Origin of the sequence: Bartonella sp. B10834G3 (genome assembly GCF_016102505.1) — a bacterium.
GTDB lineage: Bacteria > Pseudomonadota > Alphaproteobacteria > Rhizobiales > Rhizobiaceae > Bartonella > Bartonella choladocola.
In genome coordinates this window covers 257,162-275,341 of sequence record NZ_JACFOM010000001.1, presented here as the reverse complement: position 1 = coordinate 275,341, position 18,180 = coordinate 257,162, and the positions used below count along the sequence as shown (strand labels likewise).

13 protein-coding genes are annotated in these 18,180 nt (G+C 45.7%); 8 read left to right on the top strand and 5 right to left on the bottom strand.

Annotated elements, in window-relative coordinates; translation table 11 throughout:
• Positions 1-199 precede the first annotated feature (199 nt).
• The 3 genes from ppa to mgtE form a co-directional block, all read right to left on the bottom strand.
• Positions 200-727, bottom strand: a complete 528-nt coding sequence (gene ppa / locus H3S94_RS01140) for an inorganic diphosphatase (RefSeq protein ID WP_077970583.1) — start codon at positions 725-727, stop codon at positions 200-202.
• A 67-nt stretch (positions 728-794) separates the two neighbouring features.
• Positions 795-2,624 (bottom strand): translational GTPase TypA, encoded by a 1,830-nt coding sequence (typA, locus tag H3S94_RS01135; protein WP_077991160.1) that lies wholly within the window; start codon positions 2,622-2,624, stop codon positions 795-797.
• Between the two features lie 385 nt (positions 2,625-3,009).
• The gene (gene mgtE / locus H3S94_RS01130; RefSeq protein ID WP_077991162.1) at positions 3,010-4,389 is read right to left on the bottom strand and encodes a magnesium transporter; all 1,380 of its coding nucleotides are present in this window, start codon (positions 4,387-4,389) and stop codon (positions 3,010-3,012) included.
• Between the two features lie 664 nt (positions 4,390-5,053).
• Here mgtE and H3S94_RS01125 point away from each other — a divergent pair.
• From H3S94_RS01125 to H3S94_RS01110, 4 genes are all read left to right on the top strand, one after another.
• The gene (locus tag H3S94_RS01125; protein ID WP_198240051.1) at positions 5,054-6,505 is read left to right on the top strand and encodes an ABC transporter substrate-binding protein; all 1,452 of its coding nucleotides are present in this window, start codon (positions 5,054-5,056) and stop codon (positions 6,503-6,505) included.
• Between the two features lie 434 nt (positions 6,506-6,939).
• Entirely contained in the window at positions 6,940-8,964 is a 2,025-nt protein-coding gene (locus H3S94_RS01120) for a M3 family metallopeptidase (protein WP_198240050.1), read from the top strand.
• A gap of 286 nt (positions 8,965-9,250) precedes the next feature.
• Complete coding sequence (gene leuD / locus H3S94_RS01115) at positions 9,251-9,856, top strand: 3-isopropylmalate dehydratase small subunit (protein WP_198240049.1); 606 nt, start codon at positions 9,251-9,253, stop codon at positions 9,854-9,856.
• A 109-nt stretch (positions 9,857-9,965) separates the two neighbouring features.
• Complete coding sequence (locus H3S94_RS01110) at positions 9,966-10,388, top strand: metallopeptidase family protein (RefSeq protein ID WP_198230708.1); 423 nt, start codon at positions 9,966-9,968, stop codon at positions 10,386-10,388.
• A gap of 163 nt (positions 10,389-10,551) precedes the next feature.
• Here H3S94_RS01110 and H3S94_RS01105 read toward each other — a convergent pair whose 3' ends face one another.
• Positions 10,552-11,616, bottom strand: a complete 1,065-nt coding sequence (locus tag H3S94_RS01105) for an SGNH family hydrolase (RefSeq protein WP_198240048.1) — start codon at positions 11,614-11,616, stop codon at positions 10,552-10,554.
• 15 nt (positions 11,617-11,631) lie between these two features.
• Positions 11,632-12,882 (bottom strand): lytic murein transglycosylase, encoded by a 1,251-nt coding sequence (locus tag H3S94_RS01100; RefSeq protein WP_369805701.1) that lies wholly within the window; start codon positions 12,880-12,882, stop codon positions 11,632-11,634.
• A gap of 302 nt (positions 12,883-13,184) precedes the next feature.
• On the opposite strand from H3S94_RS01100, the gene galU reads away from it, so the two are divergent.
• The 4 genes from galU to H3S94_RS01080 all read left to right on the top strand — a co-directional run bounded on the left by galU (position 13,185) and on the right by H3S94_RS01080 (position 18,127).
• Positions 13,185-14,066, top strand: a complete 882-nt coding sequence (galU, locus tag H3S94_RS01095) for a UTP--glucose-1-phosphate uridylyltransferase GalU (RefSeq protein ID WP_198230710.1) — start codon at positions 13,185-13,187, stop codon at positions 14,064-14,066.
• 48 nt (positions 14,067-14,114) lie between these two features.
• Positions 14,115-15,107: an SIS domain-containing protein gene (locus H3S94_RS01090; protein WP_198240462.1), complete on the top strand. Its 993-nt coding sequence runs from the start codon at positions 14,115-14,117 to the stop codon at positions 15,105-15,107.
• Positions 15,108-15,362: 255 nt separating this feature from the next.
• Positions 15,363-16,796, top strand: coding sequence for an aldehyde dehydrogenase (aldA, locus tag H3S94_RS01085; protein ID WP_077991172.1), 1,434 nt, complete (start codon positions 15,363-15,365; stop codon positions 16,794-16,796).
• Between the two features lie 251 nt (positions 16,797-17,047).
• Positions 17,048-18,127 (top strand): NAD(P)-dependent alcohol dehydrogenase, encoded by a 1,080-nt coding sequence (locus H3S94_RS01080; RefSeq protein WP_077991173.1) that lies wholly within the window; start codon positions 17,048-17,050, stop codon positions 18,125-18,127.
• The last annotated feature ends 53 nt before the right edge of the window (positions 18,128-18,180 follow it).

Sequence of the window (18,180 nt, the reverse complement as noted above, 5' to 3'; positions counted from 1 at the left end):
TTGGACTTTTCCAAAGACAAATCAAATTGTCGTAAAAACACGTTTTCGTCTTGAATTTCTTTTTTCAAAACAACGGAAAAAATAAATACCGCAATTTAAAAAAGACTTTGATAAGTCGCAAAAAAATACGCCCGCCAAATTTGACGGGCGTTTTATGAAATAAGGCTTGAACTCAGAAAATTGACAGATGGCCTATCAATTATTTTTTAGCGCGCTTGATCGCTTTATTGATAAGTTCGCGGGCAAAATCCTCGTCTTCCCAACCACCGATCTTGACCCATTTTCCGGGTTCGAGATCTTTATAATGCTGGAAGAAATGTTCAACCTGTTTCAAAGTGATCTCGGGCATATCGGCATAATCGTGAACATCAACATAGCGTTGGGTCATTTTCGGAGTCGGAACAGCAATGATCTTTTCATCCTTGCCGCCGTCATCTTCCATAATCAAAGCACCGATCGGACGGCAATTGATTACACATCCCGGAACAAGCGGACGGGTGTTAAGAACGAGAACATCAATCGGGTCGCCATCTTCGGATAATGTGTGCGGAACAAAACCGTAATTCCCCGGATAGGTCATAGGTGTATAGAGGAAGCGGTCAACAAACAATGCACCGGATTTTTTATCCATTTCATATTTGATTGGCTGTCCGCCGACAGGAACTTCAATGATAACATTTACGTCTTCCGGCGGATTTTTGCCGATGGGGATCAAATCAATATTCATAGAGACATCCTTTCCAGAATAAAAAGAGCCGGATACCTTTTCGATATCCGGCGTAAATGGTCAAAAATCAGGCAGCACTATCGGATGGACGCGGCTTACCGTTTCTTTTACGATCAATCGGGTCGAGGTATAGCTTGCGCAAACGAATATTCTTTGGCGTAACCTCGACAAGCTCATCATCCTGAATCCACGATAAAGCACGTTCCAACGTCATTTTGATCGGAGGTGTCAGTTTCACCGCCTCATCCTTGCCTGCCGCACGGACATTGGTGAGTTTTTTACCCTTCAAGACATTCACATCCAAATCATTATCGCGTGAATGTATGCCGATAATCATTCCTTGATAGACCTTGACACCCGCATCAATAATCATCGGGCCACGATCTTCAAGATTGAACAGGGCATAGGCTACCGATTCACCATTATCGTTGGAAATCATGACACCGTTTGTGCGCCCTGCAATATCGCCCTTATAAGGTTCATAATCATGGAACAGACGGTTCATGACAGCCGTGCCACGTGTATCCGTCAACAATTCCGACTGGTAGCCGATAAGGCCGCGCGTCGGCGCATAAAAGACCATGCGGACACGGTTTCCACCCGAAGGCCGAAGCTCGATCATTTCGCCTTTACGTTCAGACATCTTCTGGACAACAATGCCCGAATATTCTTCATCGACGTCGATGACGACTTCTTCTACCGGTTCAAGCTTGTTTCCGTTCTCGTCTGTATGCATGACAACACGCGGGCGCGAAACCGAAAGCTCGAAACCTTCACGGCGCATATTTTCGATGAGTACAGCAAGCTGCAATTCGCCACGGCCGGAAACATAGAAGGAATCCTTGTCTTTTGACTCCTCGATTTTCAAGGCAACATTGCCTTCAGCCTCTTTGAGCAACCGGTCGCGAATAACACGGCTTGTAACCTTATCACCTTCTGTGCCGGCAAGCGGACTGTCGTTAACAAGGAAACTCATTGTCACCGTTGGCGGGTCAATAGGCTGGGCTTTTAACGGCTCGGTCACAGACGGGTCACAGAATGTGTCGGCAACTGTCCCTTTTTGCAAACCGGCAATTGCCACAATGTCACCGGCGTCACCTTCTTCGATCGGTTGGCGTTCAAGGCCACGAAAAGCAAGAATTTTTGAAATTCTGCCCGTTTCAACAAGATTGCCCTGTTGATCGAGAACTTTCACAGCCTGATTGGGTTTAACTTTTCCGGAGTGGATACGGCCGGTAATAATACGTCCCAGAAATGGATCGGCTTCAAGAATGGTTCCGATCATTGTGAATGGGCCGGGAGCAACTGTCGGAGCCGGAACATGGCGCACCACCATATCAAACAAAGGTGCCAAGCCCTGATCTTTCGGGCCTTCGGGGCTTTCAGCCATCCAGCCATCGCGCCCCGAACCATAAAGAATCGGAAAATCGAGCTGTTCGTCTGTCGCATCAAGTGCAGCAAACAGATCGAAAACTTCGTTGATAACTTCTTCAGGACGTGCATCAGGACGGTCGATTTTGTTAATCGCAACAATCGGACGCAGTCCGACTTTCAAGGCTTTGCCGACAACAAATTTTGTTTGTGGCATCGGGCCTTCTGCTGCATCGACGAGAACAATCGCACCATCCACCATATTGAGGATACGTTCAACTTCGCCGCCGAAATCGGCGTGTCCGGGAGTATCAACAATATTGATACGCGTATCTTTCCATACAACAGAGGTAACTTTGGCAAGGATGGTAATTCCACGTTCTTTTTCAATATCGTTGGAATCCATCATACGCTCGCCGGTGCGTTGATTTTGGCGGAAATTTCCTGATTGCTTTAATAGCCCGTCGACAAGCGTTGTTTTACCGTGGTCAACGTGGGCAATGATAGCAATATTGCGCAATTGCATGTAGATCTTCTTTTCGTTCACTGAAATTTCAAAATACGGTAACAAACAGAGCTACCGCATGGGGTTGCATGCCTCTTACAAGTTTTTTACAGTTTTTGGAAGAGGGGAAACTGTTTTTGACTAAGATAAACTCGTTCTCATCACTGCGAAACTTCGAGAGCATCGCCCTATTTATATGAGAATAGCGATCCGACCAATCAATAACCATGGCCGGATATATTCTTTTTTTTGGCAAATAATGGCGATTAATGACAATATGAATCAATAGTTTGCGTATTATCCTCTCAAGCACGGATATGCTGTTATTCTGCGATACTATGATTTCAGGCTGTTATCGGATTAAGTGGAACAGCAGCCTGAAATAATTTATTGGATTATGCGATTTTTATAGAAGTGTGCCACTCAGGATGAGTGCTGCAACGGAAAAATAGATCACAATACCTGTTACATCGACCAGTGTTGCCACAAAAGGCGCGGAAGCACTTGCCGGGTCAAATCCGAGACGGTTCAAGAGAAACGGAAGCATAGAACCGGTCAAACAACCGAACATAACAATGCCGATCAGGGCCGCACCTACAGTTATTGCAACCAGTACCCAATGCTCGCCATAATCATATATGCCGGTTTTTTGCCACACTATAATGCGTATGACACCAATCAATCCGAGCATTGCGCCCAAAGACACGCCTGCGGGTATTTCTCTTAAAGCGACTTTCCACCAATCTTTGAGGTCAAGCTCTCTTAATGCGAGTGCGCGAATGATAAGCGATGTTGCCTGTGAACCGGAATTACCGCCGGAACTCATGATAAGCGGAATAAAAAGAGTAAGAACAATGGCTTTTTCAAGTTCGACTTCAAAATGCTGCATGGCGCTCGCGGTCAACATTTCACCCAGAAACAGAACGGCAAGCCAGCCGCCGCGTTTTTTCATCATATCGAAAAAACCGATATCCATATAGGGTTTGTCGAGCGCTTCCATACCACCGAATTTGTAAGCATCTTCACTCATTTCTTCAGTCATGGCATCGAGCACGTCGTCAACTGTCACAATGCCGATGACGTGGTCTGTTTCGTCAACAACCGGAACCGAGAGCAAATCGTGACGCCGGAACAGGCGTGCAACTTCTTCCTGATCGGTCAAAGGACCGATTTTGATCGGTTCGCCATTGGTGGCAGCATTAAGAATAGTATCATCAGGATTTGCCAGAATAAGATTTCTGAGCGAAACCGCTTTGATAAGAACACTGGTTTCCGGATCAATGACATAACTTGCGTAAACCGTCTCGCGCGTACGTTCGACATCACGGATATGGTCAAGTGTTTGACGAACCGTCCAGGTGGAGGGAACCGCAATAAATTCTGTTGTCATTAACGCGCCGGCGCTGCCATCAGGATAACTCGACAGCTTTTTCATCTCGGCACGGGTGAGCGGCTTCAGGAGCGGGTAAAGTTTGGCGCGGGTTGCCTCTTCCATTTCCTGAAATACGTCCGCAGCCTGGTCGGCAGACATTCCGTCAAGAATTGTGACAGAACGTTCTGTGGGGAGCATTTCGAGAATCTGTCCGGGTTCGTCAAGCTCGGGCTTGTCAAACAGCTCTATCGCATATTCGATCGGCAAAAATTTGAACACATTGACACGTTCGACAATGTCGAGATCATTGATGACATCGACAGCGTCGGCAAAATGCAGACGGCTCAAGCGCTCGGCAAGCGCCTCAGCAGACAGCGTTTTGACATCGAATGCTGAAGTCTGGTTTTCAGTCATGATGGAGCTCCTTCAGAACAGTTCATTACGGACATTCAACCTGTCGGGTAACCTATAGGGCAGGTTTGACATCCCGACAGATCATATGTGGGGGGAGCATTTCCCTACGCAGATGTTTCAATTGTTATGTTTTAAACGAAAGTCAAGCACTGTTTGTCTATCAGTCACTTTTATTCTTTAAACAGCAAAAAACAGTGGAAACTTCGGGCGATATTTCGCCGCCTTTTGCTTCGTTTTGTCACAATTATAATCATTTGTTTTCGTTAAAGAACAAAAAATCGGACGGGCGTGAAAAACCGAAAATTTATAATTCAAATTTATTTGTTACTTTTATAGAGCAATAAAAAAACCGGATAATTGACGAAGCAGAAAAATTGAAAAAAATGATTGCTTTATCTCGTTCTGATAATAATCTTTCGTCATGGTATTGGATGTCAAATGCGCTATGTCAAATCATAAGAGCGAGCTGTCGCGGGCATGTGGCAGAACTGCTATGAGGTATTAAAAACACGGCGTATTGAACGAGATCGAGACAATAGTGAAACAGTTGACCGATTTTTCTGAAACAGACGGAAAGCGCAATTTATTGCTAGAGGCGATTATCGGCGCGGTATCGTTCTGTTTTTTTTGCATCTGTTCGATTGTCTTGGTCTGTTTCCCGTCGATGGCTTCTGAACTTAAAATTGCATTGCCGGACGACCCCGATAGTCTTGATCCGGTTTTATCGGGCACTTTTTCCGGACGTGTCGTCTACATGTCCATGTGCGACAAGCTTATCGACATTTCCCGCGAGGCCGATTTTATTCCGGAACTTGCAGAGGATTGGAATTTTTCAGACGATGGCAAGATTTTGAAATTGGACTTGCGAAAGGATGTCGTCTTTCATGATGGAACGCCATTCAACGCCGATGCCGCCGTCTATTCCTTGAAACGGGCTATGAGTTTTTCCCGATCTGTGCGGGATAACGAACTTGCTTCCGTTGCAAAAATCGAGGCAACAGGACCGTTTGAACTGACTATCAAATTGAAATATCCGGATGCTACGCTTTTATCGCATCTGGCCGACCGCGCCGGTGTCATGGTTTCACCCAAAGCTGCCCGTGAAATGGGAAGCGACTTTGGTCTTAAACCTGTTTGTGCAGGGCCTTTCCGCTTTGTCGAACATGTTCCCCGTGACAGAATTGTTCTGGAAAAATTCGATCGTTATTGGAATAGCAGGGAAATCAAACTTGACCGGTTGACCTTTCTAACAATTGAAGATCCTGCGGTTCGTTTTGCCAATTTGCGTGCGGGAATTGTCGATATGGTTGACAGGTTGTCGCCAAATGATTTTGACAAAGCAAAAAGAACATCGAGATTGCAAACCGATAGTGTTGCAAGCGAGGGCTATATTGCTCTCGTCATTAATATAGCAAATAGTAACAAGGCCGGTACACCTCTCGGTCAACAAAAATTGTTAAGGCAGGCCTTTTCGCTGGCTATTGATCGTGCATCTCTTAACGAACACGTCTATGGCGGGGCTATGGTTGTCGGCAATCAGCCCTGGGCGCCGGATACTGTCTGGTTCAATCCGGGTTTTCCTGTTTCCCCGCGTAATCTTGAAAAAGCGCGTCAATTGATCGAACAAGGAGGTTTTGCAAATCAGAAAATCGAAGTTCGGATTTCTCACAGCAATGACCCGACAGTTGTGCAAGCAATCGAGGCAATCCGGACAATGGTCAATGAAGCAGGCTTTCAGGTGAGCCTTCACCCGAAAGAAGACACAAAACTTGCGATTGACAATAGCGAGGGTAATTTCGAGGTATCTGCACAAAAATGGAGCGGGCGTATTGATCCGGATGGAAACGTTTACTGGTTCGTTACATGCGGCGGCGGAGACAATATCGGCAAATATTGCAACCCCGAACTGGATAAGAAATTGTCGCTCGCCCGTCAAACACTCGATCCGGCAGAACGGGTCGATCTTTATCATTATGCAGCTTCTGTTCTTCAGGAAGATATGCCCGTCATTTATCTGGGACACCCTGACAATATCTATGCCTACACCAGAAAACTTCATGGCTTTCAGCCTTATCCCGACGGGCTGATACGGTTATCCAACGTTTATAAGGATTGAAGTGTTGGCAAATTGCGCAAACCGTTCCGGACAAGCCTTGTTTTACCGTTATTTTCCGGTTTTGCCGAAGACGTGAAAAATTCCGAAAACGGGAATGTTTTGAAAGGGGCGTACCCCTAAATCACCACGTTTGCCTCACGCGTCAAAATGAAAAGAATTTATCCAAAATAGCCAAGGGAGTTTCATATCCCGCTTATTTCATATCACAGGCATTTCATATCACAGGCATTTTATGCATGAATCATTTTATGCCAGAATTATTTTATAGTCGTCCGCTTCGGCTTTCGCGGAAAGAAAGGGCGGTTTTCATGACGGCATAACAATTTCTTTGTTTAAAAGCTTTCCTGATAAGCTGGTATTCCCGCTTTTAATGATTACATGAATAGCGTATTGCCCGATGCAAATGAATTGCAATAAATTATTGGAGAAAAAATATGTCAAAAACGGCTTTGCTGGAGTGGTCCGGTTTTGAAGGTCTACCTGATTTTTCAAAAATCCATGATGAAGATTTCAAGCCTGCTTTTGAAGAAGCATTAAAAGACGCAGAAGCCGAAATTGAACAAATTGCCGCCTCGCCGGAACCTGCCACAATAGATGGATTTTTGCAGGCGTTTGAACTTGCCGGTCAGCCACTTGACCACGTATGTTCTGTTTTCTTTCTCCGTTCGGGTGCTTATAGCAATGAGCTGATCCAGCAATTGGAACAGGATTTTGTGCCCAAACTGTCTCGCTATTCCTCAAAATTGATGATGGATCCGCGGCTTTTTGCAAAAATTGATGCCCTCCATGAGGAAGCAAAAAAAGCAAAATTCGATGCCGAAACAACCCGTGTCATTGAACTCACATGGAAGGGTTTTGTGCGTAACGGTGCGCTTCTTGATGAAAAAGATAAAAAAAGACTGGCAGAGATAAACGAGAGATTGGCTCTGCTTGGCGCACAATTCGGCCAACATGTGTTGAATGATGAAGCCGAGTGGGTGCTTTATCTTGAAAAAAACGACCTCGCCGGACTTCCCGACGATCTTGTTGCAACAATGAAAGAGACGGCAAAGGAAAGGGGAAAACCGGATTCCTATGCACTGACACTTGCCCGTTCGATTGTCGAACCGTTTTTGACTTTTTCCGACCGGCGGGACTTGCGCCAGATTGCCTTTGAAGCATGGGCAAAACGTGGTGAAAACGGCAATAAAAATGACAATCGTGATGTTATCAAAGAAATTATCGCGTTGCGTGATGAAAAGGCAAAGCTTCTTGGTTTCAAATCTTTTGCTGCATTCAAACTTGATAATACAATGGCCAAAACGCCCGACAATGTCATGAAACTTTTAATGCCGGTCTGGAAGCGGGCAGTCGCAAAGGCTGAAAAAGAAGCCGACGCGTTGCAAAAACTGGCAGCACAAACGGGAAGCAATGACGAATTGGCAGCATGGGATTGGCGCTATTATGCCGAAAAGCTTCGCAGCAAATTGTTCTCCTTCGACGAAGCTTCGGTCAAAGTCTATTTTGAACTCGATAAAATGATCGAGGCAGCCTTTGCCACTGCAAAGAAGCTATTCGGTGTCTCTTTTGAAGAAAAGCGTGGAGTACCTTTGTGGCATGAAGATGCGCGGCTTTTCGAGGTAAAAAATCCGGATGGCAGCTTACGCGGGCTTTTCATTGGTGATTATTTTGCCCGCCCCAGCAAACGTTCGGGCGCCTGGATGAGCGAATTACAAACCGAACACCATTTGGGAAAAGGGCGCAAACCGATCATTTATAATATTTGTAATTTTGCCAAACCGCCCAAGGGAAAACCGGCACTTTTGTCACTGGATGATGCGCGAACCCTGTTCCATGAATTCGGACATGCACTCCACGGCTTGCTATCCGAAGTTAAATGGCCATCTGTTTCGGGAACATCTGTGGCAAGAGATTTTGTCGAACTTCCTTCGCAATTGTTCGAGCATTGGGTCACTGTTCCGGAAACTTTGAAAACTTATGCAAGGAACGTCAAAACCGGTGAACCCATGCCGCAGGAATTGCTCGACAAGGTTCTGGCCGCACGCACGTTCAATGGTGGTTTCGATGCCGTTGAATTTACGGCCTCGGCACTTGTTGACATGGCTTTTCATGAAGGTGGCAAAGTTGATGACCCGACAGAATTTGAAAAGAAAGAATTGAAAAAATTGGGTATGCCGAAGGCAATCATTATGCGCCACCGTCCGCCGCATTTTACCCATGTTTTCACCGGTGACGGTTATTCGGCGGGATATTATTCCTATATGTGGGCGGAAGTCCTCGATTCAGATGCGTTCGAGGCATTTGAAGAAACCGGTAATGCTTTTGATCCGGCCACGGCTGAAAAACTGAAAAAATATATTTATTCGGCTGGCGGCAGTCGCGATCCCGAAGAGCTATACAAGGCTTTCAGAGGACGGCTTCCTTCGCCTGATGCATTGATGAGAAAACGCGGCATATGAAGTGATAGGTGTCCAACGCTATTTTCTTCACCCAAGTGGAAGGAAAACTCTTTCCACTTGCGGTTTTGGATTTCTCCAGATACCGGTTTTCGCTTTAATGCATGACGATAAATCGGGTTTTCGGGAATTTGTCTGTGGGTGAAGCGAAAAATATGGTGCTGTCATTGAGCCGGATAGTTTTGAGGCGATCACGGAAATATAATAAAGCCTTCTATCTTGGTTTTGACAGCTCCTTCATGCAGTAGTAAGAACTATTGGAAAAACTCTAAAATTCGGATTTTGAAAAATGGAAAAGTTCACAACACTGACGGGTGTTGCAGCGCCAATGCCGGTTGTTAATATCGATACCGATATGATTATTCCGAAAAATTATTTGAAAACGATCAAGCGTACCGGTCTTGGTAAAGGGCTGTTTGCGGATATGCGCTATCTTGATGACGGGTCGGAAAATCCTGATTTCGTTTTGAATAAACCGGCTTACCGTCATGCCAAAATCATTGTTGCCGGAGATAATTTCGGTTGTGGTTCTTCGCGTGAACATGCGCCCTGGGCATTGGCCGATTTCGGCATACGTTGTGTTATTTCAACTTCATTTGCCGATATTTTTTATAACAATTGCTTCAAAAACGGTATTCTGCCAATTATTGTCAGTCCCGAAGATTTACAAAAACTGATGGAAGATGCAGAACGTGGTGCCAATGCAACCATGACCATCGACCTTGAAAAAAAGGAAATCCATGGGCCGGATGGTGGTACATTGCAATTCGATCTTGATGAATTTCGTCGCCATTGTCTGTTAAACGGGCTCGATGACATTGGTCTTACCATGCGCAAAGTCTCGGAAATAGATTCGTTTGAAAAAAAGAATGCAAAGGAACATCCTTGGGCTTGAATAAAGCGGATTTTGCTGAATAACATCAATTTGAAATTTGAATTGGCCGCTAACTTGCGTGTTTTATGTACCGCGTTTTAAAATAGCAGCAACGGAGCATGTAATTTATATGGCTAGACCAGACCGTAGTCATAATTGGGCTTCCCGCCTGTCTCCAAGTCTCAATGAACTCGACTCGATTGCTCGCAATTCTTTTGCGAATTTGCCGTCGAAGTTTCGGGTTCTTTGCGATGATCTTATTATATCGGTGACAGATTTTCCCGACGATCAAATGATGGATGACATGGGACTTGAATCCCCCTTCGAGCTTTTGGGATTGTTTGAAGGGCAGGGAATTAGTGAACGTTTTTCGCTCAATACAGGTAACGAGACGAACCGGATGACATTGTTTCGGCGGCCTATTCTTGATTATTGGTCGGAAAATGATGAAGCATTGGGTGACATTGTTACCCACGTCCTCATTCAGGAAATCGGCCGCAACTTCGGCCTATCCGATGATACGCTTGACGAGATAGAAGAGGCGGTCGAATAAGCGGAAGCAATCTTGTTGCGGTCGCTATCATCCGGTTTTCGGTTTGTTTAAAAGTCTTCACTCCGACTTCACCCTGTTCGATTTCGGGCTTTAGAAAAGCCTGTTAACCTTTGATTTTCCGAACACAAAAATCGGGTTTACGCCCCCCAAAAAAAACGCAATTTTACTGGACTGAAGAAAAGTTGTCGGCGCGTCCGGCCTCTTTGCCATTTTTGGGCTTCCAATGATCTTCGGCTTTGTCGGGTTTCGGTGTTTCTGTGTCTCCTAACAAACCATTGTTCTGGCCTGCCATATCATAAAAGCCGATGGGTGCAACGCGGTCGACATCACGGGGTAATATGGAAATAACAGGCCCGTTCGGATCAACCTTGACTTTGTCACCTTCATTGTCTCCATTGAGACTAATGAGATTTTCCAATGGTTTTTCGAGATAGAAGGCAAGCTTCTTCTTGCCTGCACTGGTAAAATTAATTCCATCATTGGCGCGGAGGCGTACCGTTTTCCCGTTAACGTCATAGCCGGAAAGTGCAAACTTTCCCTGTTCGTCTATAAAACCTTCCCAAACGTCAACGAAATGGCCACCGGCCGCTTCCATCTGTTGTTTGTAAAGTCTGTTGAGTGAAGAAATGGTCTGACTGAGCTGCGGGTCTTTGAACGACGGGTTCCCCAACCATAAAAATGGCTTCCCTGTCCCTTTCAGCGCGCCCGAAAGTGAAACTATTCTTTGGCGGTAATTATCGCTCCATTCCTTATCCTCGACATTAATGGTTTTTTCGCCCGTTTTGATAGGCTGATTATCATTGGCTCCAAGTGCCATGACAATAATGTCGGGTTTTTCCTTCGCTACCAGTTTTCCGATATTGTCCAGCCAATTATAATGGCTTTCATTGACAAGTCCCGAAGACAGGTTTGTCGAAGCAAGAATAACAACTTTCGGATTTTCCGCATAAAGCTGGTTCAATCCGTCTGCCACGGCATTGCCGACAAAGTCTCCCAGCACAAGAATGCGTTTTGCATCCGGTGCTTTCTGATTTGTTTTCTGCGGGGCAGGTGCTTTGATAATGCGTTTTTTCTTCACCGGCGGCGGTGGTGGCGGATAATCGGGCTGCGTCTGTTGCTTGCGGCCGAAAATGATATCAAAAAGATTGCGTGCATCTGCGTTTGAAGGTGCGAATGCCAGAATGCTTAAAGGCAAAATCAGTATGGTGATCCTCAAGATATTTTTCATCGAAAAATTTCCGGATTAGCGGCTACGCAAAATGGTCAACAGTTCCCGACTTGGATTTCCATCCGTTGGCAAGCCGTTACGGCTTTGGAACGCCTGAATGGCTTTTTTGGTTATTTCACCGTTTTTGCCATCAATATTGCCGTGATAATAACCCAATTTCGTTAATCGGGTTTGCAATTCCTGACGTTCCTGAATGGTAAGCGGGGTAAATGGACGGTTCCAATCTTTTACCAATCCGGGCCGCCCTGCGATCCTGTCGGACAGCAACCCAACCGCCAATGCGTAACGATCGGCACTGTTATACCGTTTGATAACAAAGAAATTTTTTGTCACCAGAAATACCGGCCCCTTGCGACCGTCCGGAAGTTTCAAAGTGGCTTTATCGGAAGGATAAGCAAACGGCTTTCCGTCGGCGCGCTTGACACCCATTTTTGCCCATTCGGCAAGAGTAAGCGAACCGGGCGGGAACTTGCCATTTTCAGGCAGAATGACTTCATATCCCCAGCCGCGGCCTTCCTGCCAGCCATTTTTCTTCAAAAGGTTGGCGGCAGTGGCGAGAGCGTCGGGAACCGATGTCCATATATCGCGCTTGCCATCGCCATCCATATCGACAGCATAAATAAGGTAACTCGTGGGAATGAATTGCGTATGCCCCAAAGCACCGGCCCAGGAACCTTGCAAATGAGCCCTGTCAATATCGCCCGATTGTAAAATCTTCAGTGCTGCAATCAGTTGTGTTTGTGCATATTTTGCCCGCCGCTTGTCACCATAGCCGAGAGTGGCAAGCGAGCGTATCGCGTCGCGCATTGCCGTGTCTCGATCCATGGCCTCGCCAAAATCGGATTCAATCGACCAGATAGCCAAAAGAATGTTGGGATCGACACCGAAACGCTTTTCAATTGCGTTGAGCCATTTTGCCCATTTTTTCCCATGCGCACGACCGAGTGCAATGGCATTGTCCTGCACACGATTGTCAAAATAATTCCACGTCGGATCCGTAAATTCGGGTTGATAGGCAGCTTTCTTCAGCACCTCCGGATCAGGAGAATCAACCCCCTTGAAAGCCAGATTGAAAGTTACCGATGTAATGCCGGCATTCAATGCAGTCTTTTTGAAATCGGCAATCCAGCGGCGGAACGCAATGTCCGAACCGAGCGCCATTGCAGGTACAGAACAGGTGAGGCCAACGAAACACACTCCGCCGAAAATTGCCAATCGTCTGGTTATCCGGTTTCCGGATTTCTCTTCGATATTATTGCTGTTCATTTTCATATGTGCTCCGCGCGTTAGAAATGTCAGCCTTTTGCAAAAATGCACCCTTCACAATAGTAATCCGTTTTTTATTTTTATGAACGGTTTATCGTAGGCTTCATGAGGAAAATAAATCGGGAAAATGACATTTTCATAGTGGCATTGATAATTTATTTAGCCTTTGGCTATTATAATGTCATCACTTAAGATTGCATCTTGCGAAAAAAGATGATGGCTGTGAACATGCTTTTTCCATCATCCACGTTATAGAATGCAACCGAGTCAATTTGTAAAGTCGATTATATCGGGAGAGCAGTTTGAAAAAAATCCGTAAAGCAGTCTTCCCCGTGGCGGGACTTGGAACACGTTTCTTACCGGCAACCAAAACAGTTCCGAAGGAAATGCTCACCGTCGTCGATAAGCCTGTTATTCAATATGTGGTTGACGAAGCACGTGAAGCCGGCATCGAGCACCTGATTTTTGTGACCGGTCGCAACAAAGCGGTTATCGAAGATTATTTCGATGCACAAGTCGAACTTTATACGACGCTTGCCGAACGTGGAAAAAAAGAAGAGTTGGCCCACCTTAAAGATTTACAACCGCAACCCGGCACAACATCTTTTACCCGTCAACAACAGCCTTTGGGATTAGGGCACGCGGTTTGGTGTGCTCGCGAGCTTGTTGGAAACGAACCTTTTGCTCTTCTCTTGCCTGATATGGTCATGCAAGCCGAAAAAGGGTGCCTTTCGGAAATGGTTCGCCTTTATGAAGCAACCGGCGGCAATATCGTTGCTGTTCAGGAATGTGATCCGGAAGAGGCACATAAATATGGTATTGTTGGCAAAGGTAAAGCGGTCGCCCACGGGTTTGAAATAACCCAGATGGTGGAAAAACCGGCAAAGGGCACAGCTCCTTCCAACCTCTATATTAACGGGCGATATATTTTGCAGCCGGAAATTTTCGATATTCTGTCGCGACAGGAAAAAGGTGCCGGCAACGAAATCCAGTTGACTGATGGTATGCGCTCACTTGCACAAGACCAGAATTTTTACGGGTATCGCTTTGAAGGGGCAACATTTGATTGCGGCTCCAAGACAGGATTTATCGAGGCGAACGTTGCTTTTGCGCTTTCGCGCTCTGATATGCGTGAAAAGGTTTTGGCACCTTTGACAGCATTGCTGAACACTACAAAAAAATAAAACTATAGTAGACGTCTGACCCGATTTGCTTTATCAAATCGGGTCATGATGACCGATAAAGACCTTCAATTTTCCGCTTCTGACGCAGTTCAATCTGCCAATCACACAATTTCTGTTGAAATGGCCGGACTTGCGGCTATTAAAAAGGCACTCGACGATGGTCTTTCCAAACCTTTCGCCGAAGCTGTTAAAAAAATTCTCCAATCCAGAGGACGCGTTATTGTAACGGGTCTTGGAAAAAGCGGGCATATCGGTACAAAAATTGCCGCAACCCTCGCTTCCACCGGTACTCCAGCATTTTTTGTCCATGCTGCGGAAGCTAACCACGGTGATCTGGGAATGATCGAAGTGGGGGATGTCATCCTTGCAATATCGTGGTCGGGTGAAACGGTCGAACTCGGCGGAATTTTGAATCATGCCGCGCGTTTTCGTATTCCCCTCATTGCTTTGACATCAGGTGCACATTCGGCTTTGGGGCAGGCTGCCGATATATTGTTGCTCTTGCCTAAAGTGGAAGAAGCTTGTCCGCATGGACTTGCTCCCACAACATCGACCACAATGCAGCTTGCAATGGGTGACGCACTGGCGGTTGCACTTCTCGAAATGCGCGGATTTACTGCCAGTGATTTCAAGATTTTTCATCCCGGTGGTTCACTTGGAGCAAATTTGAAATTTATCCGTGATATTATGCATCGTGGCGATCGTATCCCGATTGTCAAAAGTGGTACAGCGATGAAAGATGCCATGCAGGTGCTTACAGAAAAACATTTTGGTTGTGTTGCTGTTGTCGATAATGAAGGCAACCTCGAAGGCATTGTTACCGATGGTGATCTTGCCCGTAATATCAATCGCGACCTTTCAAAACTCACGGTCAATGATGTGATGACAAAAGACCCCAAAACGGTAACACCGGATATGATGGTTGGCGCGGCAACGGCCTTGATTAACGATCATAAAATTGGTGCTCTTCTGGTGGTGGAAAATAAAAAACCGGTTGGCCTTGTCCATTTCCATGATCTTCTAAGAATTGGCGCAATTTGACCGCCTCCGGTTACTTTCCATTATATTTAGCCGGTTAATTAAGTGGATTTTATTATTGAATGGAATGCGGGTTTAATATTTCTCTATAATTATTCTAAATAGAATAAAACGTGTTTTGATTTTTTTTCTTTTTAATAGCTATTTTCAGGAAAAATATTTCTCAAAATTGCATAATCTACGGATTTAGACTATTCTGTAATGCCTGTGTCAGAGTTTGACATAGGCATAATAAGTTAGAAATACGTGGAGGATTTTATGACACCTGAATTTAACTTTATTGACGGCAAGCTCGTCGATTGCAAAGGATGCAAGACGATCGCCGTTACCAATCCTTCAACTGACGAAGTGATCGGAGAAATCTACGACACTCCGAAGGCAGAAGTTGACAGGGCTGTTGCCGCAGCCAAAAAAGCACAGCCGGCATGGGAGAAATTACCGGCGATAGAACGCGCAAAATTTTTAAAGCAGATTGCCCAGAAGGTGCGCGAACATGCGGACGAGGTCGCAAACATTCTGGTCAGGGAACAAGGCAAAACCCAGGCACTTGCAAAGGTGGAAGCAAATTTTACGGCCGACTATATGGATTATATGGCCGGATGGGCACGTCGCATTGAAGGGGAAATTATACCTTCCGATCGCCCCGGAGAAACAATTTTGTTGATGCGGCAGGCGATTGGTGTTGTGGGCGGCATTTTGCCGTGGAATTTTCCTTTCTTTCTGATTGCCCGTAAAATGGCACCGGCACTTCTTGTCGGCAATACGATTGTCATCAAGCCAAGTGTCGAAACGCCGCTCAACGCTTCAATTTTCGCCAAGATCGTTGCCAATACGGATTTGCCAAAGGGCGTATTCAATATGGTTTTCGGGCGTGGTTCAACCACCGGCCAGAATATTTGCGAAAATCCGGATGTCGGGCTTGTAAGCTTTACCGGTTCTGTCGATACCGGCGTTCGTATTATGTCTGCTGCTGCAAAGAACATTACCAAAGTCAATCTGGAACTCGGCGGTAAAGCACCGGCAATTGTTGCCAAGGATGCCGATCTTGATCTCGCCGTGCGGGCAATTCTTGCTTCGCGCGTTATCAATACCGGTCAGGTCTGCAATTGTGCAGAACGTGTCTATGTCGACAAATCCATCGAGGCAGACTTTCTTGAAAGAATGAGCAAAGCCATGAAGGCCGTCCGCTATGGCGATCCGGAAAAAATGGCCGATGCCGATATGGGGCCGTTGATTAACAAGTCGGCTTTGTCTTCGGTTTCCGGCTTTGTCGAAAGGGCACTTAAAGAAGGTGCTGAATGCCTTGTTGGCGGTCAGCCTGCCGATATGAAACATGGTAATTTCTATGAGCCGACATTGCTTGCCCATTGCAAACAGAAAATGGAAATTGTGCAGAATGAAGTGTTCGGACCGGTTCTCCCGGTTGTTTCATTTGATACAATTGATGAAGCGATAGAAATGGCCAATGACACGATCTATGGTTTGACATCATCCATTTATACCAAAGATCTTTCGACTGCCATGCGTGCATCAAATGAACTCCGTTTCGGAGAAACCTACATCAACCGCGAGAATTTCGAGGCTATGCAAGGTTTCCACGCCGGTGTTAAAAAATCGGGCATCGGTGGTGCCGACGGCAAGCATGGAATTCTCGAATATACGCATACCCATGTTGTCTATATCCAGAATTGATTTGCAATTTAGAACATAATAGCATAGCTTTTCAGAGAGCACCTGACGAGGGTGCTTTCTGATTTTTTTAGAATAGATAAAATATATTATGTAATATATTTTATATTGTTTTTTATTCTTTAAATTTTGATTATATTTTAATAGTATAAATAAATAAACATTGCAAAAAATACTATTTCACTTTCACTTTAATTCCAGTATAATCAACTTCGTTGAAACGCTCTAGGATAAAAGCTGAAAGGGAGTGCTTTATGGCCAAAATGAAAGCAGCAGTATTTGTAGAAAAAAACCGGATTGTGCTGGAAGATAAGCCGGTTCCCGATATCGGGCCGATGGATGCATTGATCCGCATTACTACAACCACAATCTGTGGAACTGATATTCATATTCTCAAAGGCGAATATCCGGTAGAAAAAGGTTTGACAATTGGTCATGAACCGGTCGGAATTATCGAAAAACTCGGTTCCGAAGTCAAAGGTTTCCGTGAGGGGCAACGTGTGATTGCCGGTGCGATTACACCAAGCGGCATCTCCAATGCATGTATGTGTGGTTGTGGTTCGCAAGATGGCCCGCATACGAAACATGGTTTCGAGGCTATGGGCGGCTGGAAATTCGGCAATACGATTGACGGTGCCCAAGCCGAATTTTTGCGTGTCAATGACGCTGCGGCAAATCTATGTGCCATTCCTGACAATCTTACCGATGAACAGGTGTTGATGTGCCCTGATATTATGTCGACCGGTTTTTCCGGTGCCGAACGTGGCGGAGTAAAAATCGGTGATATTGTTGTTGTCTGGGCCTTGGGGCCGATCGGCTTGTGTGCTGTTGCGGGTGCAAAATTATGCGGCGCAACAACGATTATCGGTGTTGATACAGTGCCGGCTCGTATGGAAATGGCCAAAAAACTGGGTGCAACCCATGTGGTCGATTTCAAAGCCTGCAATGCTGTTGAAGAAATCATGCGCTTGACAGACGGGCGTGGCGTTGACGTTGCTATCGAGGCTTTGGGTACGCAGCCGACTTTCGAGTCTTGTCTGAATGTTCTTCGCCCCGGCGGTACATTGTCCAGTCTCGGAGTTTATTCTAATGATCTGAAAATACCGCTGGCAGGTTATCGCGCAGGTCTCGGAGATATTGATATTGTGAGTGGTCTTTGCCCCGGTGGTAAAGAACGTATGCGCCGTTTAATGAATGTTGTTGAAAATGGCAGCGTTGATTTACGTTCGCTCGTTACACATACTTATAAACTGGATGATATAGAAAAGGCTTATGATCTGTTTGCGCACCAACGCGACGGGGTCATGAAGATCGCTATCAAAACCGGCGCCTGAACAAGTTCGGGATAAGTTATAAAAAAGCGGGCTGAAAAGCCCGCTTTTTCAAT